The following is a 26,886-nucleotide window of genomic DNA, read 5'->3' as shown; positions in this document are numbered from 1 at the left end:
TGTAGCCGTGTGGTCGGACCACAGACTATGCTGTGGTCCGACCACACCGTCCTGCCCGAGGGAAGTCCGATGACCGATCGCCAGATGCCCCGCTGGTCCGAGCTCAAGCCGCTGCTGCGTCCCAAGCCGGTCACGCTGAACGCGACCGACCGCCGGCTGGCGAAGGCGCTCACGATCGCGGACCTGCGCGCGGTCGCCAAACGCCGTACGCCGCGCTCGGTCTTCGACTACACCGACGGCGCCGCCGAGGCGGAGATCAGCCTGGGCCGCGCGCGCCGGCTGTTCGCCGAGATGGAGCTGCAGCCGTCCATCCTGCGCAACGTGTCCGAGATCGACCTCGGGACGACGATCCTCGGCCGGCGCTCGGAGCTGCCGTTCGCGTTCGCGCCGACGGGCTTCACCCGGATGATGAACCATGAGGGCGAGAGCGCGGTGGTGAAGGTCGCGCAGGAGCTCGGCATTCCGTATGCGCTGTCGACGATGGGAACCACCTCGATCGAGGACGTCGCCAAGGCCGGGCCGGACGCGCGCAAGTGGTTCCAGCTCTACGTGTGGAAGGACCGCGCGGCGGGGGAGGACCTGGTCAAGCGGTCGGCCGCAGCGGGGTACGAGGCGTTGATGCTGACGGTCGACGTACCGGTCGCGGGTGCCCGCCTGCGCGACGTACGCAACGGCTTCACCATCCCGCCGTCCCTGACGGCCAAGACGGTTCTGGACGCGTCGCTACACCCGGCTTGGTGGGCCAACCTGCTCACCACCCGCCCGCTGGCGTTCGCGTCACTCTCCAGCTGGGACGGCACGGTCGCCGACCTGCTGAACCAGCTGTTCGACCCCACGATGACCATCGACGACCTCAACTGGCTGCGCTCGATCTGGGACGGCCCACTGATCATCAAGGGCATCCAAACAGTCGAGGACGCCCGCCGCGTAGTCGACGCCGGCGCCGACGCCATCGTCCTGTCCAACCACGGCGGCCGCCAACTGGACCGAGCCCCCACGCCCCTCCGCATCCTCCCCGACGTCCGCAAAGCCATCGGCACCGACGCCGAAATCTACCTGGACACCGGCATCATGACCGGCGCCGACATAGTCGCTGCCCTAGCCCTAGGCGCAGACGCCTGCCTAGTAGGCCGCGCCTACCTCTACGGCCTCATGGCCGGCGGCCAACGCGGAGTAGCCCGAGCCGCCGAAATCCTGACCACAGAAATCCACCGAACCATGGCCCTCCTAGGAGTAGCCACCACCACAGACCTAAACCCCACCCACGTCCGCCTCCCGTAACAGTTTCAGAGGGGAAGGGTTGCGGTGATTCTGAGGCTGCCGGTGGGGGTTCGGGTGGTGGTTAGGGTGCCGCCCAGGGCGGTGGCTCGTTCTCGCATGCCTACGATGCCGTTGCCGTCCTTGGGTGGACCGGTGAGTGCCGTCCCGTCGTCGTCCACCTGCACCACCAGCGACTCCTCGCCGTACTGGATGCGCACAGTCGCCGCCTTGGCCTTCGCGTGCCGGACGACGTTGGTGAGCGACTCCTGGATGATCCGGAACGCCGCGCGATCCAGCCCGGTCGGCAACGGGCGCGGCTCGCCGCGGATGATCGCGTGCACCTCCAACCCGGCCATCGACGTCCGGTTGATCAGCTGGTCGAGTCCGTCCAACCCGGCGACCGGCTGGCGTGGCGCCGCCTCGTCCGACTGACGTAGTACGCCGACAATCGAGCGCAGCTCGACAAGTGCTTCCTTGCTGGCGTCCTTGATCGCCGCCAACGCCGGCGCGGCCTGCTCCGGCTGCCTGTCGACCAGGTGCAGAGCAGTAGACGCCTGCACGTTGATCAGCGAGATGTGGTGCGCCACAACGTCATGGAGCTCCTGCGCGATCCGCAGCCGCTCCTCCCCGGCCCGGCGAAGCTCTGCCTCGCGCTTGGTCTTGTTGGCCGCCGCCACCCGCTCCCGATGCCCACGGAACAGCTCCGCCAAGAACCCCAGTACTACGAAACACGTGCCGACCAGGAGCACCTGGTAGACGCCTTGCTGGTTGATGTTGAGTACCAGCCGCCCGAGCACATGTCCGGCGTACAGGGCGACGATGCCGAGCCACCCGGCCAGCCGGTGACCGGACCTGATCACGGTGAAGACAGCGATGACGAAGCTGAAGATCACCGGGCCGTACGGGTACTCCCGGAGCATGTAGACGAGAGTCGAGACGACCGTCACCCACAGCACCGCCACCGGCCGGCTCCTGAGCCAGTAGAGCGACCCCGCGCCGATCACGAGGAGCACCACCATGATCCAGTCGGCCGGTCTCCGGTCGTGCGCGTTGCGGGACGCGGCGAACGAGCCGCCGATGGTCACCAGCATGAGGACGGCAGGCAGCGCCACCCGTCTCACGCGGGCGCCGACCGTCGGCTCAGCGGTGCTCACACTCGAACCGTAGAGGTCTGGGTCGCCCGGTGTCATCGTCGCCACGGAGTACGTCGCACTGCTTCGCCTGCGGTACGGCGCTCAGTACCTACCGTTGTAGATGCCCTTTTCGTACTGCGCCCCGTAGTACTCCCGCAGCTCGGCCAACTCGGCGTCCTTGCGGTCGAGCGCCTTCGCGATCTCGGCCCGGCTCGGTACCGCGTCCGGGTTCCAGGTCTCGGGCTTCCAGACCTTCGAGCGAAGGAACGCCTTCGAGCAGTGGTGGAAGATCTCGTCGATCTCGACCAGCAGCACCAGTTGCGGACGGTGGCCCTTGACAACCATGTCGTCGAAGAAGGGTGCATCCTTCACGATCCGGGCGCGGCCGTTGATCCGCAGGGTCTCGCCGCGGCCGGGGATGAAGAAGATGAGCCCGACGTGCGGGTTGCTGAGGATGTTGAGGAAGCCGTCGACGCGGCGGTTGCCGGTCCGCTCCGGGATCGCGATCGTGCAGTCGTCGAGAACCTTGGTGAACCCGGCCGGATCGCCCTTGGGTGAGACGTCGCAGCTGCCGTCGGCGGCTGACGTGGCGACCAAGCAGAACGGCGACTCGGCCAGCCACTGCTTGTCGAGCTCATGGAGCTCCTTGCGCACCTTGTCGGCAGTGGTCTGCAGCGGGGGCGGGACCACCGCGCGCAGCTCGTCGTACGAGGTGATCTCGACCAGTCCGGGGATGTCCATCAGGCGGCGCACTCCTCATTGAGCGACGGTTCGGTCACCTGGCTGGCGGACCGTGTCCGTGCCGCCCATCGTACGGCGGGACCAGTTGCCGCACTGGTCCCCAGGAACAGTGCACCGACCACCATCCAGCCCACCGCACCCCATCCCAGGACCAGTGTCGTGAGGAGCGCTGGGCCGAGCATGCGAGCCACTGCAGGGCCGGTACCGAAGAACCCCTGGTACTGCCCCTGCTTGTCGGCAGGCGCCAACCCGAAGCTGATCTCCCAAGCTCCAGAGGCCAGCTTCATCTCGCCGAACGTCAGCAGAGCGGCAGCAGCAGCCAGTACTCCGGCCGCGACGGCAGGAGCCATCCCGATGGCTGACAGGGCGAAGACCCCACAGGCGGCCAGCATTGCGACTCCGGCGAACCGGATCGAGCGGGTCGCAGTACGTAGGCCGGTGACGCTCCGGGCGATCCGTACCTGGAAGAGCATGACGCCGAGCGTGTTGATGATCAGCAGCGAGGCAACGACCCAGCCGGGTGCGTTGGTGCGCTCGACGATCCACAGCGGTACGACGAGACTCAGCAGTGGCATGAACATCAGCATCACTGCGTTCAGGAGAGCCAGCAGGGCGTAGGGGCGATCGTGCAGCACCGCCAGGCGAGGCTCGCCCGCGACCCGGAGCTTCACTGCCTTCACCGCGGGCACCCGGTGGATGAGCGCGGCGGCGACCAGGAAGCTGGCGGCGTCGACGGCGAACACAGTCAGGTACGCCGGTGCCGTGTCGAACCGCAGCGCGACACCACCGAGTGCGGCGCCGACCGCGAGGCCTGCGTTGACCGTCGCCTGCAGGAAGGCGCGGATGCGGGTTCGCTCGGCCGGCTGGACGAGGCCCGCCAGCAGAGCTTGCCTGGCTGCGGTCAGCCCGGTCTGGCTGGTGGCGTAGGCAATGGCCGCGATCAGGAAAAGCGGGAAGCTGCGGACGAAGAGGAACGAGCCGACCGAGACCGCGGTGGACAGCGCCAACAGGATGGCGACGCCGCGAGCGCCTTTGCGGTCGGCGAGATTGCCGAGCGGGACCCCGGTCAGGAACCCGACCAGCCAGGCGATCGTCAGCCCGAGCCCGACCTGCGCGGTGGACAGCCCGACGACCCGGGTGAAGAAGAGCGCGGAGGTGACGATGAACGCGCCATCGCCGACCGAGTTGGCCAGTTGCGCAAAGGCCAGATGGCGGGCAACCCCGGCGGGCGGCAACAACGACCCAGTTCCGAAACGGCGAACGGTTGCACTCATCAGCTTCTCCCTAGGCTCGGTACTACGAACCTAAGCCGCTATCGGCCCATGTCTCAGATCCACTTCCTGTCGGATCTTATGGGCCAATTTGGGTTGTGGATAACCGCGGATCCGAGGGGGAGACGACGGCATGTTCTAGGTATGACCTTCACTGATCTGCCGGCGAACTGGCTCACGTTGCCCCTGACCGATCCCGACCTGGCCGCCAACGTGGTCGACCTGTACGTCTCACAGGGCGACCGCCGCCGAGGCGTGCTGTCGGCGCTGCTGTGCGACGCCGACACCCGCTTCCTGGCCGCCATCCATCTAGACCTTCCAGAGGAGGGCCCACTCACCTCACCCAAGTCCTGCGCCAAAGCGTTGGCACCGCTGATCCCCGCGCTACAGCTCCGCCCCGGCGGCGCCCTGCTGCTCGCCCTCGGCCGTCCCAGACCGGACCCAGCCTCGGACCACGACTGGACCCAGGCGGCCCTGCAAACCTGTCGAGCGGCATCGATTCGCCTGCTCGCCTTCTATCTGGCGACCCCAGGCCGCCTCCAACGCGCACCACTGCCGGCGCCTCACACCGACCCGGTGGCCGCTGTGGGTTGACTGTCCGGGGCGCTGTCAGCGGACGCCGCGAGGACGGAACTGGATGCTGATGCGCGGGCCGATGTGGCCGGCCGACTTGGGGATGGCGTGCTCCCAGGTGCGCTGGCAACTGCCGCCCATGACGATCAGATCGCCGTGGCCGAGCGGATAGCGAAGGGTCGAGCTCACCGGACCGCTGGCCCCGCCGGGCTTCGGTCGCAGGGCGAGGACGCGTGGTTCACCCACGGAAAGGATCGCCACCATCGTGTCCTCACGGCTGCCACGGCCGATCCTGTCGCCGTGCCAGGCGACGCTGTCGCGCCCGTTCCGGTAGAAGCACAAGCCGGCTGTCCGGAACGGTTCACCCAACTCGTCCGCGTAATGCTCGCTCAGCAGCTCCCGGGCCTCGTCGAGAATCGGCAGGGGAAGATCTTGGTTCTCACCGTAGAAACACAGCAGCCTCGGGACGTCGACCATCCGGTCGTACATCTGCCGCCGCTCCTCGTGCCACGGCACATCGGCAGCCAGCCGCTCGTACACCTGATCCGCCCCGGTCAGCCACCGCGGCAGAACATCGATCCACGCACCCTGGCTCAGCTCCGTGCGCTGAATCCCGTCCAGCGAACCCAACGCAGGATCCTCGAACGCATCCAGCAAGGAGGCCTGAAGATCAGCACCCATAACCCCACCATACCCGAAACTCGAACAGATGTTCCCCTAGGTTCGCCACACGGCATCCGGCATCCACCGAGCGATCCGCCTCCGCCGTGCCAGCCACCAGATCATCGGCCGGTACCCGGTTGCCGACGTGCGGATCCCCACGCGCCCGCCGCACTCGCTCGTCCGCCGCACTCGCTCCTTCGTCGCTCCTGCTCTGGACGCTCCCGCCCACCCTCTGCGACTACCGCTCCGCCGTCGCGCGGGCACCCACAGCGCGCGTGGCGTTCGGTGGTGGATCAGTCGATTAGGGTCGGCGGATGATGCGGCGGCGACCGGGTGGCGGGGCGGATGAGCGGGCGATGCTTACCGGTTGGTTGGATTTTCAGCGTGCGACGGTGCGGTTGAAGTGTGATGGGTTGTCGGAGGAACAGCGCGGTTGGCTCCGTTGCCGTCGTCGCCGCGGATGACTGTGGCGACGCTGGTTGCGCATCTGGCCTGGGTCGAGCAGTCCTGGTTCGAGGTCAGCTTCCTCGGCCTCCGGGGGTTGACGGCTAAGGATCCCTTCGAGTTGTCATGCCCACCCAGTACGCCGCTCAGCCAACTGCTGGACGACTACGACACTCAATGCGCCAGATCCCGCGAGATCGTCGCGGCCCATCACCTCGATGAGCTCGAGGCATGGGCACCCGAAGGACTCGAACTTGTATCCCTGCGCTGGATCCTCGGCCACCTCCTCGAAGAGACAGCCCGCCACCTAGGCCACCTCGACGCCCTCCGCGAACTCGCCGACGGCACCACCAGCCACTGAGTTGAGCGCGCTCGTGGTGGGCGGGGTGGAAATTGGGGGGCTGGGTTGGGGGTGGGTGCGGGAGGATCTTTGGATGACGGGTTTGGTGCGGGTGGCTGATGTTGTTGGTGGGCTTCGGGGGTTGGGGCTGGGGGAGGGTAGCGCGGTTGTTGTGCATTCGTCGTTGCGGTCGTTTGGGCGGGTGGATGGTGGGGCCGAGGCGGTTTGTCAGGCGTTGGTTGAGGTTTGTGGGACGGTGTTGATGCCTGCGGCTGCAGGGGATCTGACCGGGATTAGTCCGCCTCCCGGACTGCAGCGGCCAATGAATGCGTTTGAGCCGTGCGGCACTTGGGCTGAGTTCGATGAGGGACTGGCTAGGGCTCAGGGGTTCAGTACGGATCTGCCTGTCGATCGTGAGCTCGGTGTCATTCCCGAGACGTTCAGGCTGACGCAGTCGCATCTTCGGAGTGGGCATCCGCTTTTCTCTTACGTTGCGGCGGGAGCGGAAGCCGAGCGGCTGATTGGTGCGCAGCGGCTGGGCTTGCCGCTTGGGCCGATCAGGGAGCTTGCGGAGATGGACGGGACGGTTTTGTTGCTGGGCGTCGATCACACGTCGAACACGGCGATCCACCTGGCTGAGCAGCAACTTGGTCGGTCGTCGTTCTATCGGTATGCCAAAGCAGACGACGGTGCCTGGCTGGAGTTGCCTGGCATTCCTGGTGAGAGCCATCGGTTTGATGCCATTGAGCCTGTGCTGCGATCCGCTACGCGCGAGACACTCATCGGGGACTGCCGGGCTCGGGCGATTCCGGTTCGGTCCGTCGTCGCTGCTGCGCGAGACCTGATAAGCCAGGATCCACGTGCACTGCTCTGCGACGACGATCCGGACTGCCGTTGCGCCGCGGCGTACGAGCAGAGGTTGGCGGCGATGAGTCTGGCTGCCGGGTGACCGGTTGGTGGAGCAGACTTCGAGCAGCGACGTTCGGCTGAAGCTGTGGAGGAACGATGGCGCGGTTGGTGATCCGGAACTGCTCGGTGCTGGTGGTGCCGGTCGAGGGGGAGTGCCGGGTCGACGAGTACCAGGACATCCTGATCGAGGACGGCGCGATCACCGAGGTGATGCCGGCCGGTGCGGTCGACGCCGAGCCTGGTCTGGAGGAGCTCGACGCGACCGGGCTGATCGCCGTACCGGGGCTGGTGAACGCGCACACCCACAGTCCGATGGTGATGATGCGGGGTGCCGCCGAGGACGTGTCGATCGACGACTGGTTCAACCGCAAGATCTGGCCGATGGAGATGAACCTGACGCCCGAGCGGGTGCAGGTCGGCGCCCGGCTGGCGTGTGCGGAGATGTTGCTGGCCGGCGTCACCACGTTCGTGGATCACTACTTCCATGCCGAGCAGATTGCCGCGGCCGCGCTGGAGACCGGGATCCGCGCCGATCTCGCGCCGACCTTCTTCTCGTCGACCGGCCCGGACGGGCGCGAAGCCGCATACGAGGCGGCACGCGCCATCCAAACCTTGGGGAAGAGCGCAGCCGGAGACGGACCGCCACGAATCACCACGAGCCTAGGGCCGCACGCGCCGTACACGGTGACAGAGGAAGACCTTACCCGTACTGCGGAAGTCGCGCGCGCCGAGCATTTCCGCATTCACCTGCACGCCGCCGAGACCCTCGACCAGACGCAGTCGTCCAAGGATCGTCTCGGGGTGACGCCGATCGAGGCGCTCGAGCGCACCGGCGTACTGGATGCGGGCGCGTTGATCGCCCACGGCTGCGGCATCCTCGACTCAGACCTCGGCATCCTCGCGAACCACGCCCGCCGTACGACGGTCGCCGCGTGCCCGAAGGTCTATCTGAAGCTCGCGATGGGCTCGACCACTCCCATCAAGCAACTGCAGTCGGCCGGGATCGCCGTCGGGGTCGGGACGGACGGAGCCGCCGTACACAACACCCTCGATGTCTGGGAATCCCTGCGACTACTGGCGTTGACGCAGAAGCAGCGCGAGGAGGATGCGGAGTGGATGACCGTCTCGGACACTCTTCGCCTCGCAACGAGAGGTGGCGCGGCAGCAGCCGGACTGGCCGACACGGTTGGCGCGATCGAGCCGGGACGCCGCGCGGACATCGCGCTGGTCGACCTGTCCGGGCCGCACTGCCAGCCGCTCCACGATCCGCGCGCCGCGCTCGTCTACTCCGTGCGGGCCTCGGACGTCGTCACAGTTGTTGTCGACGGCAACATTGTCGTCCGGGACCGCCGCCTGCTCACCGCGGACCTTAACGAGATCCTGCAAGACGCGAGACGTGTGGCGCACACACTGGTCGACCTGTCCCGCGGTGGAGCGGTCCAGCACTACGCACCCTGATGCCCGGGGGGCGATTAGGGTGACACCTCGCAGACCGTGAGGAGAGTTGGATGCCGGACAATGCGCCGAGTTCGAGTCTGGACGGCTGGGTCAAATCACCTTTCAGCGGCGCAGGTCTCACGTACGACTGCTACGAGAAAGGCGCCGGCCCCGGCGTCGTGCTGATTCCCGAGATTCCGGGCATCACGCCAGAGGTGCTGGGCCTGGCAGATCACCTTGTGGGCGAGGGATTCACGGTCGTCATCCCCTCGCCGTTCGGTACGACGGGCAAAGCGGAGTCGAACGCCTACACCCTGGGCGTCGTCGCCCGGGTTTGTGTGTCGGCCGAGTTCCGTGCGTTCGCCGTCGACGCCAAGCGACCGATCACGGCGTACCTGCGAGCCGTCGCCGCTGATCTCGCCACCCGTACGCCGGGCCGCGGGGTGGGCGTGATCGGGATGTGTTTCACCGGCGGATTCGCGCTGGCCACCGCCATCGAGCCGAGCGTGCTTGCGCCGGTCATGAGTCAGCCGTCCACCCCGTTGCCGCTGTCCGCGAGCCGCCGGCGCGACCCCGGTCTGTCGCGGGACGAGCTGGCGCAAGTTGTCGAGCGGACGCGGACCGACGGCCTCTGCGTACTCGGCCTGCGGTTCAGCGGCGACCGTCTCGCTCCCAAGGAGCGCTTCGCCACTCTCCGCGAGCACCTCGGCGACGCGTTCGAAGTGATCGAGCTCGACTCCGGGTCCTGCAACTCCGGCGGCTTCGCCAAAACCGCGCACAGCGTCCTCACCCGCGACCTCCGCGACACCCCAGGCCACCCCGCCCTGGAGGCTCGCACCCGCACCGTCACGTTCCTCCGCCAACACCTCGACCCGACGCCATAGCCACCGGCACCCCGCGCCCTGACCACCCGGCACCCCACGCCCTACCACCCGGCACCCCACGCCCTACCACCCGGTGCCCCGCGTCCTGCAGCCACGGAAGGCAAACGATTGTTTCATCTGGAGCGCGATCTTCCATCGATGGAGACGATCGCCGGAACCACGGACTGCGTGCAGGCGAATGGTCACTCGCCGTACCGGAAGTGTTAAGGGAGTGTGTGGAATTCGGCCGCTGTGATTACCGGTTTAGAGGGCGGGGACCGTTGCACTGATACTGGACGTTGTGAGCTGGGCGGGGGTGTTTCGGGTGCCCGGACGGCTGAATTCGTTGCTCTGCGCAAGGCGCGTTCAGCCGTGGGTGACGCTGGTCGATTTGCCCTGGCCGCACCCCCTTGCGACGTGGCACGATCGGCCACCGGGGAGTCAAGTCATCAGGGGGCGGACGAATGGCGAAGGCCAAGCGAGTCAACGACCGGAGTGCGAACGACATGGGTGCCGACAGGGCTGAGAACCGCCGCCACCAGAACGGCCCCGCGCCACTCACGGTCCGCAACGGCCGCTCACCCAACGGAACCGCATCCGACGACACCGCACCCAACGGCGCCGCCCCTAACGGAGCAGCAGCCACCGGAGCCGCGCCCAACGGACACGGCGGGGCAGCACCCACCAACGGAGTGCACCCGGCAGCAGCAGTCCCCGGCCAAGGCCCAGTCCCCGGCGGGGAGCCGCAGGGCACCACTTCAGGCTTCGGTACTCCGGTGAAGGTCGACGAGATCGCAGTAGCCGCGATGGCCCTCTCGGAGAACCTGTTGGCGGCGACCCGCGGTCTGTCCGAGTCCGTCGCGGGCCGCAAGTTGCGCCGCGACCTGGACGAGGCGGCCGACACCTTCCGCGCAGTGGCAGGCGAACTCGAAGCCACCGCAGGCAGCCTGGTTCGCCTGGCCGCGACCGAGGGCCAGCCCTGTGGCGTCAGCTGGGGCATCTGTGAGGACCACGGCCTCACCCTGATGAGCGTCGGCGAAGTCGTCACCTGCCATGTCCTCGGCTGCCATCGCGAACAGCAGGCCGTCGTGGAACGCTGCACCCAACCAGTCGCCTACCGGGTCGTCGACGTGGCCGGCCCCGCCCTCCTCACCTGCGCCGGCCACGCCATCGCCTGCCGGGTGCACCTCGACGGCGCCGTCATCACCCTCGCCACCGACAGCCTCGAACTCCTCTAGCCCAGACCCCGAACTGGACCAGACCCCGAACGGCTTCTAGAACAAGCGCCTCACTGAATCCGGCACGACGTCAGCTGGTCGTTCGCATTGGGCGACAGAGCAACGAAGTTCGCCGTGTCCGCCGTCCGCGTCCAACTCTGCCCAGTGAAGTTGTCCTCGGCAAAGATCGTCACCGACCACCCCGCCGGGACCCGGACCGACGACGCCCAGTTGTCCGGTACGCCGGCCGCCGCCAGCTGCGCGCGAGTGTAGTTGCCCTTGGCAAGCGCCTGCCCGGCCGCGCCGCCGTAATCCACGTGCTGGTAGAAGATCACCCCACCCGCGCCCTGGCTCGGCATCGGCTGGGTCGGCCGCTGAGCGGTCAGCGGAAGCTGCCCCTTGAACATCCGCCCACCGTCGTTCGTGAGCCGCAGATAGTAGTCCGAGGAGCACGCCGTACCGTCCTCGTCGAGCGCGCGAATCCCTGACCCACCAGGGATCCAGGCCGGACTCTCGGCCGTCTTGGCGATCTGGTTGCCCTCGTTGTACTCGTCGAACATCGAGATGTACATGCCCTGCACGCCGACCCGGGTGAGGTTGTAGAACTGCCGCCACATCAGGTCGCCGTGCCGACGGTGCCCCGACTGCAGGTCACCCGGAATCACGCACGGCTGATAGTCGATCCCGTGCGCGTTGCAGTCGGCCTGGTCCTGCTGGTTCACGTTGTTGTAGTAGTGATCCGCGCCGGCGACGTCCTGGAACCGGCCGACCATCCACGGCGAGATCATGTTGAACGCGTGGTACACGTCGAGATATCCCGCCCGTGAGTCCTCGACACCTCGTCGCCAGTGCGTCGGCACGCCGCCGATCACATAGCATCCCTGGCCCTTGAACCAGTTGACGACATCGAGACACACCGAAGCAGGGAAGGCTTTGTTGGGCTCGTTGAAGCCGAATCCCCAGATGCACACCACCGGCTTGCCGTTCTGCTTCGCGTAGGCCGGCGACGAGGTGTACGACCGCATTTTGTTGATCCAGTCGGCCTTCATCTCCGACTGCATGTTCGTCCAGTCGGTCGCGTCGTACATGAGGTAGAACTTCCGCCCGAACGTCTCGGCGGCCCGACGGACCTTCACCGCCATCGCGTCGCGGGTCGGGCCTTCGCCGCCGGTCGGGTTGAACCGTTGCAGCGCGGCGGTGTCGCAGCCGTGCTGCTGCATCCACTGGAAGTGTGTGTCGACGGTCTGCTGGTCGTACGACGAGAACAGTTTCGCGGGCTGCCCGTTGCCGAGATTCGCGTACGCCGTCTGGTAGGTGCTCGTGTAGTCGCGGACATCGGGCCAGCTGCCGAGCGCGTTGTTGCTCGGTGAGGGCGGCTGGCCCCAGTTGTGGCTCCAGTGCCACCAGCCGTTGATCGGTGCGCCGTCGCCGGTACAGGCGAACCAGCCCTGGTATCCGACGGTGATCTTGCCGACCACATCGCCGGGCGGACTGGCGAGCGGACTGGCTGGCGTCGCGGTCGTCGCCGAGGTCGGCAAGGTGCTGCCGATGGTGGTTGCTGCGGCTGCCGAGGCAGCCAGGAAGGTACGGCGGGTTACAGACATGTGCAGGCTCCTGATGGGGGCGGACAGGACTGCGGAGAGTGGCGCCGAGCGTACAAACGAGTGCTTCAATCTGCAAGACTTCGATGGAAGTCTGCAAATTACGAATCGAAAACTTTCGATGATGTCGTGAAGAAACTTGGCCGCAACATCTTGACGGCCACCCCGCCGGTACTTAGTTTGTTGGCTCAACAGACAAAGTCTGTGACTGGCATCACAGATGCCGTTTCTCGGGGGAGAAGGGGGTGGGCTCATGACGCTGTCCAAGGGCAGCCGACCAGGCAGCGGTGTCGTCGCTGCCGATCATGTCTCGCTCCGGCGGAACAATCTGTCCGTCGTCCTCCGGCACGTCCGCGAAGCGGGATCGCGCTCTCGCGCCCGGATCGCGGCCGAGACCGGCCTCAACAAGGCGACCGTGAGCAGCCTGGTCGCCGAGCTGGTCGAACGCGGCCTGCTGCGCGACGGTCAGGCCGAAGCCGGTGCGCTCGGCCGGCCCGGTCAGCTCGTCGAGCTCGACGGTCGCGGCATCTGCGGCGTCGGCGCCGAGATCAACGTCGACTACCTCGCCGTGTCGGCTCTGGACCTCGGCGGCGAGACCGTCACCGAACGCCGCGTCCCCCTCGACGTCGCCCACCTCGACCCCGGTACGACGCTCGACCAGCTGGCCGAGCTGATCCGCGAATCGGTGGCGGCCGTGCTGGCCCGGGGCGGGCTGATCGCCGGCGTCACCCTCGCCGTACCGGGTCTGGTCCAGAGCGCGACCGGGTCGCTCAAGCTCGCGCCGAACCTCGGCTGGGCGGAGGTGCCGGTGGTCGACGAGATGCGCGAGCGGCTCGGCAGTCCGGCGTACCCGGTGCGGGTGGACAACGAGGCGAACCTCGCCGCGCTGGCGGCGTACTCGGAGATGAAGACGGGGCCGGATCCGGTGCAGGACATCGTCTTGCTGACCGGTGCCGTCGGTGTCGGTGGCGGCATGGTCACCGGCGGGCATCTGCTCCGCGGTGGGCACGGCTTCAGCGGCGAGGTCGGGCACATGCCGGTCGCCCCGGCCGGCGGCACCTGCGGCTGTGGCCGGACCGGTTGCTGGGAGACCGTGGTCGGCCTGACCGCTTTGTTGAACAAGGCAACGGATCTCGACGACCCGGTCCGCGACCCGTCACTGGACGTGGAGCAGCGGCTGGCCGAGATCACCCGGCGGGCCGAGGCCGGCTCGGAACGGACCCTGAACGCGCTGGCCGACGTCGGCAACTGGCTGGGAATCGGAGGTGCGGTCCTGGTGAACATCCTGAACCCCGACGTGCTCGTGCTCGGCGGTTACTTCGCCATGCTCGGGCCGTGGCTGAAAGAACCGCTGGAGACCGCGATCCGAGATCGCGTGATCGCGCCGGACGGTGGCGGCTGCCGCGTGGTCCAGTCCGAGCTCGGCTTCACCGCCGCGGTCCGCGGCGGCGCGCAGATCTCGCTGGACCAGGTTTTCCTCGACCCGACACTGGTCGGTCGCGACGCGGCAGGAGTGGCCCAATGACCCAGTACGACGTCCCGGCGGCCGGCGAGGCGGAGAGCGCGGACCTGCTCCGGATGACCGGGATCGTGAAGGAGTTCCCCGGTGTCCGGGCCCTGGACGGGGTCGATCTGGACATCCGGCGCGGCGAGGTGCACTGCCTTCTCGGCCAGAACGGCGCCGGCAAGTCGACGCTGATCCGGGTGCTGACCGGCGCGCACAAACCCGACGCCGGCACCATCCGGGTGAACGGCAGCCTGGTGACGCTGAACACCCCGGCCGACTCGATGCAGCTCGGAATCGCTGCCATCTACCAGGAGCTCGACCTCGTCCCCGACCTCACCGTCGCCGAGAACGTGTTCCTCGGGCACGAGCCGTCCCGGTTCGGGCTGACCCGCCGGCACGAGGCCAACACACAGACCCGCGAGCTGTTGAAGGGCCTCGGCCATGGCGAGATCCCACCCGGCCGGACCGTCGGTCTGCTGTCGGCGGCCGGTCAGCAGGTCGTCAGCATGGCCCGAGCGCTGTCCAGGAAAGCGCGGCTGATCGTGATGGACGAGCCCTCCGCGGTGCTCGACTCCGAAGAGGTCGACAACCTGTTCCGGGTGATCCGTGACCTCACCGCGCAGGGCGTCGCGATCGTGTACATCTCGCACCGGCTCGAGGAGATCCGCGAGATCGGTGACCGGGTCACCGTGCTCAAGGACGGCGCCACCGTGGCCACCGGCCTGGACGCCCGCGAGACGCCGACCACCGAACTGATCCGGCTGATGACCGGCCGCTCGATCGAGTACGTCTTCCCGCCCCGCGTCGACCTCGCGAGTACCGCACCCGTCGTGCTCGAGGTGGAGAACCTGTCCCGGCCACGGGAGTTCGCCGGCATCCACTTCGCAGTACGGGCTGGGGAGATCCTTGGGCTGGCAGGCCTGGTGGGGTCCGGGCGTTCCGAAGTACTGGAGACCGTGTACGGCGCGCGCAAGGCGGCGACCGGTGTCGTCCGGGTGGACGGCAAGATGCTCCGGCCGGGTCAGGTGCAGGAGTCCGTCAAGGCGGGCATAGGCCTCGCTCCGGAGGAGCGCAAGAGTCAGGCGCTGCTGCTGGACCAGGCGGTCTACAAGAACATCACGGTGTCGAGCATGGGCCGCTTCGCCAGCGGGGGATTCCTCAACGGTCAGGCGGAACGGCAGGCAGCGGAGGAGCTGACCAAGGCTCTGGATGTCCGCCCACCGGGAGTCGAGCAGCCTGTCCGCAACCTGTCGGGCGGTAACCAGCAGAAGGTCGTGCTGGCCCGCTGGCTGTTGCGGGACTGCCGGGTTCTGCTGCTGGACGAGCCGACCCGGGGGGTGGACGTCGGAGCCCGGTCCGAGATCTACGCGCTGATCCGCAAGCTGGCTGCCAATGGCGTCGCGATCGTGCTGGTCTCCAGTGAGGTCGAGGAAGTGCTCGGTCTGGCCGACCGGGTTGTGGTGATGCGGGAGGGGCGGGCCGTGCACACGGGCCCCGCGCAGGAAATCGACGAGCACCAGGTGCTCGACCTGGTGATGGAAGGAAGTGCCGTCTGATGAACGACGGAGTCGCACGACCCGGGGCCGCCAAACAGGACGAGCCTCTCCAGGATCAGCCGAGCAGCAAGTTGCCCGGCCAGAATCAGCCGGTCGAGCATCAGTCGGTCCAGGGCCAGGCGATGGTCGAGGTCGACCCGACCGGTACGGCGCCGCGCAGCGGCCGGGGTGGCCTGGTCGCGGGGACGGCCGTCGGCAACCTGCTGAAGAGCGGGGCCGGCCGGAACGTCGGTCTGGTCATCGCGCTCGTCCTGCTCTGCATCGTCGGATTCGCCACGGCGGGGGACCGGTTCGCGAGTACCGCCAACATTCTCACCATCCTGCGGCTGGCCGCGGTGATCGGTGTGGTCAGCATCGGGATGACGTTCGTGATCACCGGCGGCGGGATCGATCTGTCCGTCGGGGCGATGGTCGCCCTCTCCAGCGTCTGGGCCAGCACGCTGGCCACCCAGCAGATGGCCACCGACTACCACTGGATCTTCATGGTCAGCACCGCGCTGCTGGTCGGCTCGGCGTGTGGTCTGGTCAACGGGTTACTGGTTGCCTACGGCAAGATAGTTCCGTTCATAGCGACCCTGGCGATGCTGGCCGGGGCGCGCGGTCTGGCCGAGATCCTGTCCGACCGCAAGACCCAGATCATCAACGTCAACTCGTTCGTCGACTTCTTCGGCGGCTCGCTGATCGGCGTACCGGTGCTGGTCTGGATGTTCGTGCTGGTCGCCGCGGCGGGCTGGGTGCTGCTCAACCGGACCACCTTCGGCCGGCGGACCTTCGCCGTCGGCGGCAATGCCGAGGCGGCCCGGCTGGCCGGGATCAAGGTGCAGCGGCACACCGTCGCCCTGTACGTGCTGGCCGGTCTGTGCTGTGGCATCGCCGCGGTGATGCTGATGGCCCGGACGACGACCGGCAGCTCCACCCACGGTGGACTCTACGAGCTCGACGCGATCGCCGCGGTGGTGATCGGCGGCACGCTGCTGTCGGGTGGCCGCGGCACGATCGTCGGCACCGTGTTCGGCGTGATGATCTTCACCACCCTGAACAACGTCTTCACCCTGAACAACCTGAGTATCTCCGCCCAGTCGGTGGCGAAGGGCCTGATCATCGTGGTCGCCGTCCTCCTCCAGCAACGCCTGGCCGCTCGAGCTACCGCGCCCTAACCCGAAGAAGTCACAGCAACCCCTGTAGATGCATCACCTTTTGGAGGACAAGATGTCCGTACGTTCAGCCCGATTACTGCTCACCGCCGGCCTGGTCGGGCTCAGCTCGATGGCCCTGATCGCCTGTACCAGCAACACCCCCGAGGCCGAGAAGACCAAGGACCCCGGCACCCAGCAGGTCGCGGCCAAGGGCAACGACGAACCGGGCAAGAAGGTGAAGATCGGCTTCTCCGCGCCGGCCGCCGACCACGGCTGGATGGGCGCGATCACCAAGGCCACCCAGGCCGAGGCGAAGAAGTACTCCGACGTCGAGCTGGTGGTCGCCGAGGGCACCAACGACGTGAACCTGCAGATCAGCCAGGTGGAGACCTTCATCAACGACAAGGTCGACGCGATCGTGCTGCTGCCGTTCGACGGCGCGGCGCTCACCCCGGTGGCGATCAAGGCGATGGAGGCCGGGATCACGGTGGTGAACGTCGACCGTGAGTTCGGCAGCACCTTCGCGGCCCGGACCACCATCCTCGGCGACAACAAGGGGATGGGCGTCTCCGCGGGCACCTATGTCTGCAAGGAGATGAAGGGCAAGAAGGACGCGGTCATCGCCGAGATCGCCGGCATCGACTCGCTGCCGCTGACCCAGGCGCGCAGCGCGGGCTTCAAGGAAGCGCTGGCCGACTGCGGGCTGAAGGTCAACAACCGGGTCGCGGCGGAGTTCACCGTCGAGTCCGGTGAGAAGGCCGCGGCCAACCTGTTGCAGGCGGCCCCGAAGATCGACGCGATCTGGAACCACGACGACGACCAGGGCGTCGGCGTGATGGCCGCGATCAAGAACTCCGGCCGCAAGGAGTTCTTCGTGGTCGGCGGCGCCGGTTCGGCGAACGTGATGCGCGACATCAAGGCCGGCACCTCGGTGGTGAAGGCCACCGTCATCTACCCGTCCACGCAGGGTGCGGACGGCGTCCGGCTGGCCCGGCTGCTGGTGCAGAAGAAGGCCCTCGGCGACCTGGTGGAGGTCGAGGTCCCGCGCACCATCCAGCTGTACGCGCCGGTCGTCACCAAGGACAACGTCGACCAGTACCTGCCGACCGCCTTCGAGAGCTGACAAAGGAGTTCACAAGAGATGACGAACCTGGGCATCGGCCTGATCGGGTACGCCTTCATGGGGGCCGCCCACTCACAGGCCTGGCGCAGCGCACCGCGCTTCTTCGACCTGCCGCTGCAGCCGGACATGACCGTTCTGTGCGGCCGGTCGGCCGACGCGGTCAGCGAGGCGGCCGGGAAGCTCGGCTGGAGCCAGACCGAGACCGACTGGCGCAAACTGCTCAACCGCGACGACGTGCAGCTGATCGACATCTGTACGCCGGGCGACAGCCACGCCGAGATCGCGATCGCCGCGCTGCGAGCGGGCAAGCACGTGCTCTGTGAGAAGCCGCTGGCCAACACCGTCGCGGAGGCCGAGCAGATGGCTGCCGCGGCGGCCGAGGCGGCGGCCAACGGGATCAGGTCGATGGTCGGGTTCACCTACCGCCGGGTGCCGGCGATCGGGCTGGCTCGCCAGTTGGTGGCCGAGGGCAAGATCGGCACCATCCGGCACGTGCGGGCGCAGTACCTGCAGGATTGGATCGCCGATCCGGAGGCGCCGCTGTCGTGGCGGCTCGACAAGGAGAAGGCCGGCTCGGGGGCGCTCGGTGACATCGGGGCGCACATCGTCGACCTGACCCAGTACATCACCGGCGACCGGATCACCGAGGTCAGCGGGCAGCTGGAGACGTTCGTCAAGGAACGGCCGGTCGCGGCCGCGCACAGCGGCTTGTCCGGTGAGGCCGGGACCGAACGTGGACCGGTCACGGTGGACGACGCCGCGATCTTCCTCGCGCGGTTCGGCGACGGCGGGCTCGGCGTCTTCGAGGCGACCCGGTTCGCGACCGGCCGGAAGAACGCGATCCGGATCGAGATCAACGGCAGCGAAGGCAGTCTCGCGTTCGACTTCGAGGACATGAACGAGCTGCACTTCTACGACGCGACGGAGCCGGCCGAGACCGCCGGCTTCCGCCGCATCCTCGTCACCGAGGCATCACACCCGTACGTCGCCGCCTGGTGGCCGCCGGGGCACCTGCTCGGCTACGAGCACGGCTTCACCCACCAAGTGGTCGATCTCGTCACGGCGATTGCCGAGGGCAAGGATCCGGAACCGTCGTTCGCGGACGGCCTGCAGGTCCAGCGCGTCCTCGCCGCGGTCGAGGACAGTTCGACCTCCCGACAATGGCAGGAGATTCCTGAATGAGCTCATATACACCGGCCAAGGACGACAAATTCTCCTTCGGGCTGTGGACCGTGGGTTGGGAGGGCGTCGACGTCTTCGGTACTGCGGTTCGCGCGCCGCTCGACCCGGTGCACACGGTGGAGAAGCTGGCCGAGTTGGGTGCCGCGGCGGTGTCGTTCCATGACGATGACCTGGTGCCTGATGATGCGACCCGCCAGCAGACGCTGACCCGTTTCTCCAAGGCGCTCGCCGACCACGACATGGTGGTCGAGATGGCCACCACCAACCTGTTCGCTCATCCCGTCTTCAAAGATGGTGGCTTGACGGCCAACGACCGCGACGTACGCCGGTACGCGCTGGCCAAGATCCTGCGCAACGTCGATCTCGCCGCCGAGCTGGGCGCGAAGACGTATGTGTTGTGGGGTGGCCGCGAGGGTGCTGAGTCGGGTGGCTCGAAGGACGTGCACGCCGCGCTGGATCGGTACAAGGAGTCGATGGACCTGCTCTGCGGCTATGTACGTGAGCAGGGCTATGACATCCGGTTCGCGTTGGAGCCGAAGCCGAACGAGCCGCGCGGTGACATCTTGTTGCCGACGATCGGGCACGCGATTGCCTTCATCAACGATCTCGAGCACCCCGAGCTGGTGGGGATCAACCCCGAGATCGGGCATGAGCAGATGGCCGGGCTGAACTATGCGCACGGGATCGCGCAGGCGATCTGGCACGGGAAGTTGTTCCACATCGATCTGAACGGTCAGCACGGTCCGCGGTTCGACCAGGACCTGCGCTTTGGTGCGGGGAACCTGCGGGAGGCGTTCTGGACCGTCGATGTGCTGCAGGGCAATCCCGGCTATGACGGGTACGTGCATTTCGACTACAAGCCGCCGCGCACCGAAGACGTCGAAGGAGTCTGGGAGACCGCGCGGGCTTGTATGCGCAACTACCTGATCCTGCGGGAGAAGGTCCAGGCGTTCCGCGCTGACCCCGAAGTACAGGAAGCCGCCGCTGCGGCTCGGGTGGCTGAGTTGGCTCAGCCGACGCTGGGTGAGGGCGAGTCGCTGGAGGAGCTGCGCAAGGCGACGTACGACGCCGATGCACTGGCCGACCGTGGGCTCGGGTTCGAGCGGCTCGACCAGTTGGCGATGGAGCACCTGCTGGGCGTCCGGTAGGTAGCAGACAGATCCCGCGCAGGGCAGAGCACGGGGAACGCGGTAGCTGAACTTCGTAGTACCAGGGCCGAAAAAGCCGGGGACCCGCCCCGGCACCAGATGGAGCGCGCGCCTTATCCGACCCATGAGGAGCACCCCATGATCCAGCTACGCAGACGAGGCACGCTCATTCGCCTCCTCGTGCTCGCCCTGATCGCCTCCCTGGTGATCACCCTGCCGATGAGACCGGCCGAGGCCCATCCCGGGCACGGTGACGAGACCTTCAACGCGTTGATCTTCAGCAAGACCGCCGGCTTCCGGCACGACTCGATCCCGGCCGGCATCCAGGCGATCAAGGACCTGGCGGCGGCCAACGATTTCACTGTCACCGCGACCGAGGACGCGGCGATGTTCAACGACACCGAGCTGGCGAAGTACGAGGTGGTCATCTGGCTGTCGACGACGGGTGACGTGCTCAACGCGGACCAGCAGGCCGCCTTCGAGCGGTACATCCGCAACGGTGGCGGGTATGCCGGAGTGCACGCCGCATCGGACACGGAGTACGATTGGCCGTGGTACGGCAAGCTGGTCGGCAGCTACTTCGACAGCCACCCGCCCGGTACGCCGAACGCGACGGTGAAGGTGGAGGACCACGCGCACCCGTCGACTTCCGAGGCGCCGACGAGCTGGCCGCGGACGGACGAGTGGTACAACTACCGCTCGAACCCCCGGGGCGCCGTACACGTGCTGGCCTCGGTCGACGAGACGACGTACACCGGCGGCAACATGGGCGCCGAGCACCCGATCGCGTGGTGCCAGGACTACGACGGCGGCCGCGCCTGGTACACCGGGATGGGCCACACGATCGAGTCGTTCGCCGACGCGACGTTCCGCAAGCACCTGCTCGGCGGCATCAAGACCGCCGCGGGGGTGCAGCCGGCCGACTGTGGCGCCTCGCTGAGCGAGAGCTACGAGAAGGTCACGCTGGACGACAACACCGCGAACCCGATGGAACTCGCGATCGCCAACGACGGCCGGGTCTTCTACATCGACCGCAACGGCGCGATCAAGATCATCAAGACCGACGGCTCGGTGCTCACCGCGGGCACCCTCAGCGTGTACACCGGCCAGGAGTTCGGCCTGCTCGGGATCGCACTCGACCCGGCCTTCGACCAGAACGGCTTCCTCTACCTGTACTACTCGCCGGCCGGAACCGACTCGCACGACAAGGTCTCGCGTTTCAAGGTGACCGGGGACACCCTCGACCTGGCCACCGAGAAGCAGGTACTGCGTATCGACACCCAGCGCGCCGAGTGCTGTCACGCCGGTGGCGCACTGGAGTTCGACGGCCAGGGCAACCTCTACATCGCGACCGGTGACAACAGCAACCCGTTCGACTCCGACGGCTACTCGCCGCTGGACGAGCGGGCCGGCCGCTCGGCCTGGGACGCGCAGCGCAGCTCGGCCAACAGCAACAACCTGAACGGCAAGGTGCTGAAGATCCACCCGGAGGCTGACGGCAGCTACACCGTCCCCACCGGCAACCTCTTCCCGGCCGGTACTGCGAAGACGCGGCCAGAGATCTTCGCGATGGGCTTCCGCAACCCCTTCCGGATCGGTATCGACCCGGCCACCGACAACCTCTTCGTCGCCGACTACGGTCCGGACGCCGGCCAGGTCTCACCGACGCGCGGCCCGGACGGCCGGGTCGAGTGGAACATCGTCAACAAGCCGGGCTTCTACGGCTGGCCGTACTGCGTCGGCAACAACACGCCGTACAACGACTTCAACTTCGCCACCGGCGCCGCGGGGGCCACCTTCAACTGCGCGGCTCCGGTCAACGAGTCGCCGAACAACACCGGTATCACTCAGCTGCCGGCCGCGATCCCGGCGACGATGTGGCAGGGCAAGTCGACCACCGGCGTACCCGAGATCGGCGGTAGCGGTGCGCCGATGACGAGTGGTGCGTACAAGTTCGATCCGGACAGCGACTCGGACCGCAAGTGGCCGAAGTACTTCGACGGCAAGGCCGTCTGGGCCGACTGGAACGACAGCCGGTTGTTCTCGGTGCAGCTGAAGGACGACCGCGCCGGGGTCGCGGACGTCTCGCGGATGCTGCAGAAGCTGGCCTTCGTCCGGCCGCACGCGTTGCAGTTCGGCCCGGACGGCGCGCTCTACGTGATCGAGTGGGGGAGCGGGTTCGGTGGCAACAATGCCGACTCGGGCATCTACCGGATCGATTACGTGCAAGGCAATCGCGCGCCGATCGCGCAGTTCAGCACGGACAAGACGTCCGGTCCGGTGCCGCTGACGGTCGCGTTCGACTCGACCGGTTCTCGCGATCCGGATGGTCAGCCGATCACGCTGGCGTGGGACTTCGACGGCAACGGGACGACGGACAGCACCGAGGCCAAGCCGTCGCACACCTACACGACGGCCGGGGTCTTCACGGCCCGGTTGACGGTGACCGACAGCGATGGCCGTCCGGCCGTGTCCAACCAGTCGATCACGGCCGGCAACACCGCGCCGACGATCACGGTGGAAGCGCCGCTCGACGGTGGGTTCTTCGACTTCGGCGACACGATCAGGTACAAGGTCACGGTCACCGATCCCGAGGACGGCACGGTCAACTGTGCCGAGGTGATCACGCAGCCGGCGCTGGGCCACGACGAACACAATCACGATTTCGAGCAGTACCCCGGGTGTGAGGGCGTCATCCCGGTCAACGGGGACGACGGCCATGTCGGCGCGAACATCTTCGGCCTGGTCAAGGTGAAGTACACCGACAAGGGCGCCCCGGGCAGCGGGCGGCTGACCACCGAGAAGGTGGTGCAGCTCCAGCCGAAGACGCGCGAGGCGGAGTACTTCAATGAGACCGGTGGGCCGGGCGACACGGGCGGCGTACAGGTCGAGGACACCGGTGACGTGGCCGGTGGGGGCAAGAACATCGGGTTCATCGAGGACGGTGACTGGTGGGGCTGGAAGCCGACCAACCTGACCGGCATCACCCAGCTCCAGTTGCGGGCCGCTTCGCCTGAGGCGGGAGCAACCGTGCAGGTGCGGCAGGGGTCGCCGACGACCGGACCGATTGTTGCCACCATCACCGTTACACCGACCGGGGCCTGGCAGACGTACGGCAACTTCACCGCGGACGTCTCCGGCGCCTCGCTGACCAGCGGGCCGCTGTACTTCGTCAAGACGACCGGGCAGCTGAACGTCAACTGGGTGAAGTTCATCGGCAAGGGCATCACCGAGAACCAGCGGCCCAACGTCGCGATCAGTGCGACGCCGGTGCAGGGCAAGGCGCCGCTGAAGGTCGACTTCACGGCGACGGCGACCGACCCCGAAGGCGACGTTCCGTTGTCCTACGCATGGAGCTTCGGTGACGGCGCCACAGCCACCGGCGCGACCGTCAGCCACACCTACACGACCTCCGGTACCCACGAGGCGACCGTCACGGTGACGGACGCGAAGGGCGCCACCGGTACGTCGCACGTGCAGGTGAAGGTGGATGCGTCAGCCCCACCGACCTGCTTGACCGGCCGGTCGGACGGCTTCGAGGGGACGACGCTCGACACCGGCCGCTGGAACTCCATTGTCAGAGGCAACCAGGAACTTGCCGTGAGCAACGGCGACCTGATGCTGCCGTTGACCGCGACCGACATCTACGGCACCGGCAACACCGGTACGCCGAACATCGTGCTCCAGCCGCTCCCGGCCGGCGCATGGCAGGCGACGGCGAAGATGACGTTGCCGGCCCGGCTCGCGTACCAGCAGGCTGGGTTGATCGTCTACGGCGACGACGACAACTACGCGAAGATGGTGCTGCAAGGCCGCTCGACGGGCTCCCCGTCGGCCGCGGACCGGATCTTCCAGTTCGTCCGGGAGGAAGCCGGTGCTCCTAACGAGGTGGCCGCGTCGAACACGGCCAACCTGGGCGCGGCGTACCCGGACACCGTCTGGGTCCGCTTCACCAGCAACGGGCAGAACCTGCGGGCGTCGTACAGCGCTGATGGTGCGACGTTCGTCGACATGCCGGAGACGAAGTTGCTGGCCGGGATCAGCAACCCGAAGATCGGGCTGTTCGGTTTGGCCAACCGGGCCGCGGCGCTGCCGATCTCGGCGCAGTTCGACTACTTCTCCATCACGCCGGACGACACCGCCGAGGCACCGACCCCGGACGACGCGTTCGACGGTACTGCGCTGGACGCCTGCCGCTGGTCGGCGAGCGTGCGGCCGGACGCATCGGCGTACCGGGTGACCGGCGGGGCGCTCGAGATCGACACGAGCAAGGGCGACATCTACCAGGGCACGGCCACGAACCCGAAGAACCTGCTGCTGCAGCCGGCTCCCGACGGTGACTGGACGATCGAGACCAAGGTGGACGGGTCCGCGTTCAACGAGGCGTACCAGCAGGGCGGCCTGATGGTGTACGGCGACGACGCGAACTACGTGAAGCTCGACTTCCTCACCTCGAATGCCGCCGGCAGCACGGTGAGCCGAGGGATCGAGCTGCGCAGTGAGGTGAACAACGCGATCGTCCAACCCGCACCGAACGCATCACCGGCACCCACCCAGGGTGTCTGGTATCTGCGGCTGGCGAAGACCGGTACGACGTACACCGGGTCGTACAGCGCGGACGGGCTGGCGTGGACCACACTGCCGGCCGTCACCAACACCGCGCTGACCTCGGCGAGCTTCGGGATCTACGCCTTCGGGGTCGACCAGGTCGCTTCGAAGACGGCGAAGTTCGACTACTTCAAGCTCGTCAAGGACACGGTCGCGCCGCAGGTGAACCTGTCGGTCAACCCGTCCGCGCCATCAGGTGACAACGGCTGGTGGACCGATGCCGTGGTCGCGACGGCAATGGCGACGGACAACCAGCCGGGCCAGCTCTACCTCGAGCAGAAGGTCGGCGACGGCGACTGGGCGGAGTACACGACTCCGGTCAACCTGACGGCGGACGGCACCCACACCCTCCAGGTGCGGGCGAGTGACACCGCGGGCAACGTGTCCGAACCGAAGTCGGTGACGGTCAAGATCGACAAGACAGCCCCGGTGGCAACGGTGACCGGCCTGACGGCTGGCGCCGAGCTCGGTGTGGCGAGTCTGGCCACGGTGGCGGCGACTGCCACGGATGCGCTCTCCGGGATGGCCGGCGTGACGCTGACCATCGACGGGCAGCCGTTCCCGGAGACCGGCAAGCTCGACGGCATGCTGCTCGGACTGGGCGCGCACGAAGTGATCGCCCGGGCGACGGACAAGGCCGGCAACGTCTCGGTGACGAAGGTGCCGTTCACGGTCATCGCGACGTACGCGCAGGCGCTCGAGGTGGTCAAGCGCTACCGCGACGTCCGGACACTGGCTCTGCAGCCCACCGTCGAGATGAAGGTGCGGCTGCGGGCGGCTGAACGGGAGCACGCCAAGGGTCGCCTGGCGGCGGCCCGGACCGCGATGGACAAGTACCTGGCCGAGGCTCAGAAGGTCGCCGACGTACCGGCCAGGACGCTGCTCGTCGCTATCGGTCAGGACCTCAGGATGAGGATCTGACCCCATGATCGTCGCCGTGTGCAACCGCACCCTGTCCGACGCGGAGAGGTGGACAGGAGCTCCTCCGGCCCGGGGTGGTTCGGCCCCGCCCCGGGCCGGCGGGAGAGCGGTGGCGCACGGTCGGCGGGGGACCGGTTCGTCCGGTCCCGGTCCCCGGCGCCGCGACCAGCGCTCCGGCCGCGGCGCCGGGGACACCCCTATCGATCCCTTGTGGAGAAGGAGTTTGTGATGGCACGACCGATCACCCTGTTCACCGGCCAGTGGGCCGACCTGCCGTTCGAGGAGGTGGCCCGGCTCGCGTCCGGATGGGGCTACGAAGGACTCGAGATCGCCTGCTGGGGTGATCATCTCGACGTCCGCAAGGCGGCCGAGGACGACGGCTACGTCCGCGACCGGCTGGACATCCTGGAGAAGTACAACCTGAAGGTCTGGACGATCTCCAACCACCTGCTCGGCCAGGCGGTCTGCGACGACCCGATCGACCAGCGGCACCAGGCGATCCTGCCCGCGCACATCTGGGGCGACGGTGATCCGGAAGGTGTCCGGCAGCGGGCGGCCGAGGAGATGAAGACGACCGCGCGAGCCGCTCGCCGGCTGGGTGTGGACGTCGTCGTCGGCTTCACCGGGTCGTCGATCTGGAAGACCGTCGCGATGTTCCCGCCGGTGCCGCCGGCGATGATCGAAGCCGGGTACCAGGACTTCGCGGACCGGTGGAACCCGATCCTGGACGTCTTCGACGAGGTGGGCGTGAAATTCGCGCACGAGGTGCACCCGTCCGAGATCGCCTACGACTACTGGTCGACGACCGCGACGCTGGAGGCGATCGGGCATCGCGAGGCGTTCGGGCTGAACTGGGACCCGAGCCACTTCGTCTGGCAGGACCTCGACCCGGTCGGCTTCCTGTGGGACTTCAAGGACCGGATCTACCACGTCGATTGCAAGGACGCGAAGCGCCAGGTCGGCAACGGCCGCAACGGCCGGATGGGGTCCCACCTGGCCTGGGGCGACCCGCGGCGCGGCTGGGACTTCGTCTCGACCGGTCACGGCGACGTCCCGTGGGAGGCCTGCTTCCGGATGCTCAACTCGATCGGGTACGACGGCCCGATCTCGGTCGAGTGGGAGGACGCCGGGATGGACCGCCTGGTCGGCGCCGCCGAAGCCCTCCAGTTCGTGAAGTCGCTGGCCTTCGACCCGCCGACCGCCTCCTTCGACGCGGCCTTCTCCTCCTCAGACTCCTGACAGCACGTACTGCG

Annotated in this window: 20 protein-coding genes; 15 read left to right on the top strand and 5 right to left on the bottom strand. The window is 67.5% G+C overall.

What is annotated here, in order from left to right:
- Positions 1 to 69: 69 nt before the first annotated feature.
- A complete protein-coding gene (locus ACQPYM_RS25415) occupies positions 70 to 1,281 on the top strand; it encodes an alpha-hydroxy acid oxidase (protein WP_433004664.1) in 1,212 nt (403 codons plus the stop codon).
- A 5-nt stretch (positions 1,282 to 1,286) separates the two neighbouring features.
- On the opposite strand, the gene ACQPYM_RS25410 is transcribed toward ACQPYM_RS25415, so the two are convergent.
- The 3 genes from ACQPYM_RS25410 to ACQPYM_RS25400 form a co-directional block, all read right to left on the bottom strand.
- Complete coding sequence (locus tag ACQPYM_RS25410; RefSeq protein WP_433004661.1) at positions 1,287 to 2,414, bottom strand: sensor histidine kinase; 1,128 nt, start codon at positions 2,412 to 2,414, stop codon at positions 1,287 to 1,289.
- An 81-nt stretch (positions 2,415 to 2,495) separates the two neighbouring features.
- Positions 2,496 to 3,134 carry a pyridoxamine 5'-phosphate oxidase family protein gene (locus ACQPYM_RS25405; protein ID WP_433004658.1) on the bottom strand — a complete coding sequence of 213 codons (639 nt, stop codon included), beginning with the start codon at positions 3,132 to 3,134 and terminating at the stop codon, positions 2,496 to 2,498.
- Positions 3,134 to 4,408 (bottom strand): MFS transporter, encoded by a 1,275-nt coding sequence (locus tag ACQPYM_RS25400; protein ID WP_433004655.1) that lies wholly within the window; start codon positions 4,406 to 4,408, stop codon positions 3,134 to 3,136. Before ACQPYM_RS25400 ends, ACQPYM_RS25405 begins: the two co-directional genes overlap by 1 nt.
- 141 nt (positions 4,409 to 4,549) lie before the next feature.
- Between ACQPYM_RS25400 and ACQPYM_RS25395 the strand changes: the two genes are divergently transcribed.
- Positions 4,550 to 4,999 carry a hypothetical protein gene (locus ACQPYM_RS25395; protein ID WP_433004652.1) on the top strand — a complete coding sequence of 150 codons (450 nt, stop codon included), beginning with the start codon at positions 4,550 to 4,552 and terminating at the stop codon, positions 4,997 to 4,999.
- Positions 5,000 to 5,014: 15 nt separating this feature from the next.
- On the opposite strand, the gene ACQPYM_RS25390 is transcribed toward ACQPYM_RS25395, so the two are convergent.
- On the bottom strand, positions 5,015 to 5,659 hold the full coding sequence (locus tag ACQPYM_RS25390; protein ID WP_433004649.1) for an alpha-ketoglutarate-dependent dioxygenase AlkB: 645 nt from the start codon (positions 5,657 to 5,659) through the stop codon (positions 5,015 to 5,017).
- Positions 5,660 to 6,101: 442 nt separating this feature from the next.
- On the opposite strand from ACQPYM_RS25390, the gene ACQPYM_RS25385 reads away from it, so the two are divergent.
- The 5 genes from ACQPYM_RS25385 (at position 6,102) to ACQPYM_RS25365 (ending at position 10,872) form a co-directional block, all read left to right on the top strand.
- Positions 6,102 to 6,446 carry a DUF664 domain-containing protein gene (locus tag ACQPYM_RS25385; RefSeq protein ID WP_433004647.1) on the top strand — a complete coding sequence of 115 codons (345 nt, stop codon included), beginning with the start codon at positions 6,102 to 6,104 and terminating at the stop codon, positions 6,444 to 6,446.
- A 73-nt stretch (positions 6,447 to 6,519) separates the two neighbouring features.
- On the top strand, positions 6,520 to 7,374 hold the full coding sequence (locus tag ACQPYM_RS25380) for an AAC(3) family N-acetyltransferase (protein ID WP_433004644.1): 855 nt from the start codon (positions 6,520 to 6,522) through the stop codon (positions 7,372 to 7,374).
- Between the two features lie 56 nt (positions 7,375 to 7,430).
- On the top strand, positions 7,431 to 8,792 hold the full coding sequence (locus ACQPYM_RS25375) for an amidohydrolase (RefSeq protein ID WP_433004641.1): 1,362 nt from the start codon (positions 7,431 to 7,433) through the stop codon (positions 8,790 to 8,792).
- A gap of 50 nt (positions 8,793 to 8,842) precedes the next feature.
- Positions 8,843 to 9,655, top strand: coding sequence for a dienelactone hydrolase family protein (locus ACQPYM_RS25370; RefSeq protein ID WP_433004638.1), 813 nt, complete (start codon positions 8,843 to 8,845; stop codon positions 9,653 to 9,655).
- A 443-nt stretch (positions 9,656 to 10,098) separates the two neighbouring features.
- Entirely contained in the window at positions 10,099 to 10,872 is a 774-nt protein-coding gene (locus ACQPYM_RS25365) for a hypothetical protein (protein ID WP_433004635.1), read from the top strand.
- Positions 10,873 to 10,922: 50 nt separating this feature from the next.
- Here ACQPYM_RS25365 and ACQPYM_RS25360 read toward each other — a convergent pair whose 3' ends face one another.
- Positions 10,923 to 12,455: a glycoside hydrolase family 71/99-like protein gene (locus tag ACQPYM_RS25360; RefSeq protein ID WP_433004632.1), complete on the bottom strand. Its 1,533-nt coding sequence runs from the start codon at positions 12,453 to 12,455 to the stop codon at positions 10,923 to 10,925.
- A 250-nt stretch (positions 12,456 to 12,705) separates the two neighbouring features.
- Here ACQPYM_RS25360 and ACQPYM_RS25355 point away from each other — a divergent pair, with 250 nt between their 5' ends.
- From ACQPYM_RS25355 to ACQPYM_RS25320, 8 genes are all read left to right on the top strand, one after another.
- Positions 12,706 to 13,977, top strand: coding sequence for an ROK family transcriptional regulator (locus tag ACQPYM_RS25355; RefSeq protein WP_433004629.1), 1,272 nt, complete (start codon positions 12,706 to 12,708; stop codon positions 13,975 to 13,977).
- On the top strand, positions 13,974 to 15,515 hold the full coding sequence (locus ACQPYM_RS25350) for a sugar ABC transporter ATP-binding protein (RefSeq protein WP_433004626.1): 1,542 nt from the start codon (positions 13,974 to 13,976) through the stop codon (positions 15,513 to 15,515). The genes ACQPYM_RS25355 and ACQPYM_RS25350 overlap by 4 nt, the downstream gene beginning before the upstream one ends.
- Positions 15,515 to 16,672 carry an ABC transporter permease gene (locus ACQPYM_RS25345; protein WP_433004623.1) on the top strand — a complete coding sequence of 386 codons (1,158 nt, stop codon included), beginning with the start codon at positions 15,515 to 15,517 and terminating at the stop codon, positions 16,670 to 16,672. The genes ACQPYM_RS25350 and ACQPYM_RS25345 overlap by 1 nt, the downstream gene beginning before the upstream one ends.
- 52 nt (positions 16,673 to 16,724) lie before the next feature.
- Complete coding sequence (locus tag ACQPYM_RS25340) at positions 16,725 to 17,774, top strand: substrate-binding domain-containing protein (RefSeq protein WP_433004620.1); 1,050 nt, start codon at positions 16,725 to 16,727, stop codon at positions 17,772 to 17,774.
- 18 nt (positions 17,775 to 17,792) lie between these two features.
- Positions 17,793 to 18,956 carry a Gfo/Idh/MocA family protein gene (locus tag ACQPYM_RS25335; RefSeq protein WP_433004617.1) on the top strand — a complete coding sequence of 388 codons (1,164 nt, stop codon included), beginning with the start codon at positions 17,793 to 17,795 and terminating at the stop codon, positions 18,954 to 18,956.
- Positions 18,953 to 20,104, top strand: a complete 1,152-nt coding sequence (gene xylA, locus ACQPYM_RS25330) for a xylose isomerase (protein ID WP_433004614.1) — start codon at positions 18,953 to 18,955, stop codon at positions 20,102 to 20,104. Before ACQPYM_RS25335 ends, xylA begins: the two co-directional genes overlap by 4 nt.
- A 138-nt stretch (positions 20,105 to 20,242) precedes the next feature.
- The gene (locus tag ACQPYM_RS25325; protein ID WP_433004611.1) at positions 20,243 to 25,633 is read left to right on the top strand and encodes a ThuA domain-containing protein; all 5,391 of its coding nucleotides are present in this window, start codon (positions 20,243 to 20,245) and stop codon (positions 25,631 to 25,633) included.
- 228 nt (positions 25,634 to 25,861) lie between these two features.
- Positions 25,862 to 26,872, top strand: a complete 1,011-nt coding sequence (locus ACQPYM_RS25320) for a sugar phosphate isomerase/epimerase family protein (RefSeq protein WP_433004608.1) — start codon at positions 25,862 to 25,864, stop codon at positions 26,870 to 26,872.
- Positions 26,873 to 26,886: the final 14 nt, after the last annotated feature.

Origin of the sequence: Kribbella sp. CA-294648 (assembly GCF_050943845.1) — a bacterium.
GTDB lineage: Bacteria > Actinomycetota > Actinomycetes > Propionibacteriales > Kribbellaceae > Kribbella.
This window is presented reverse-complemented; position numbering and strand designations above follow the sequence as displayed.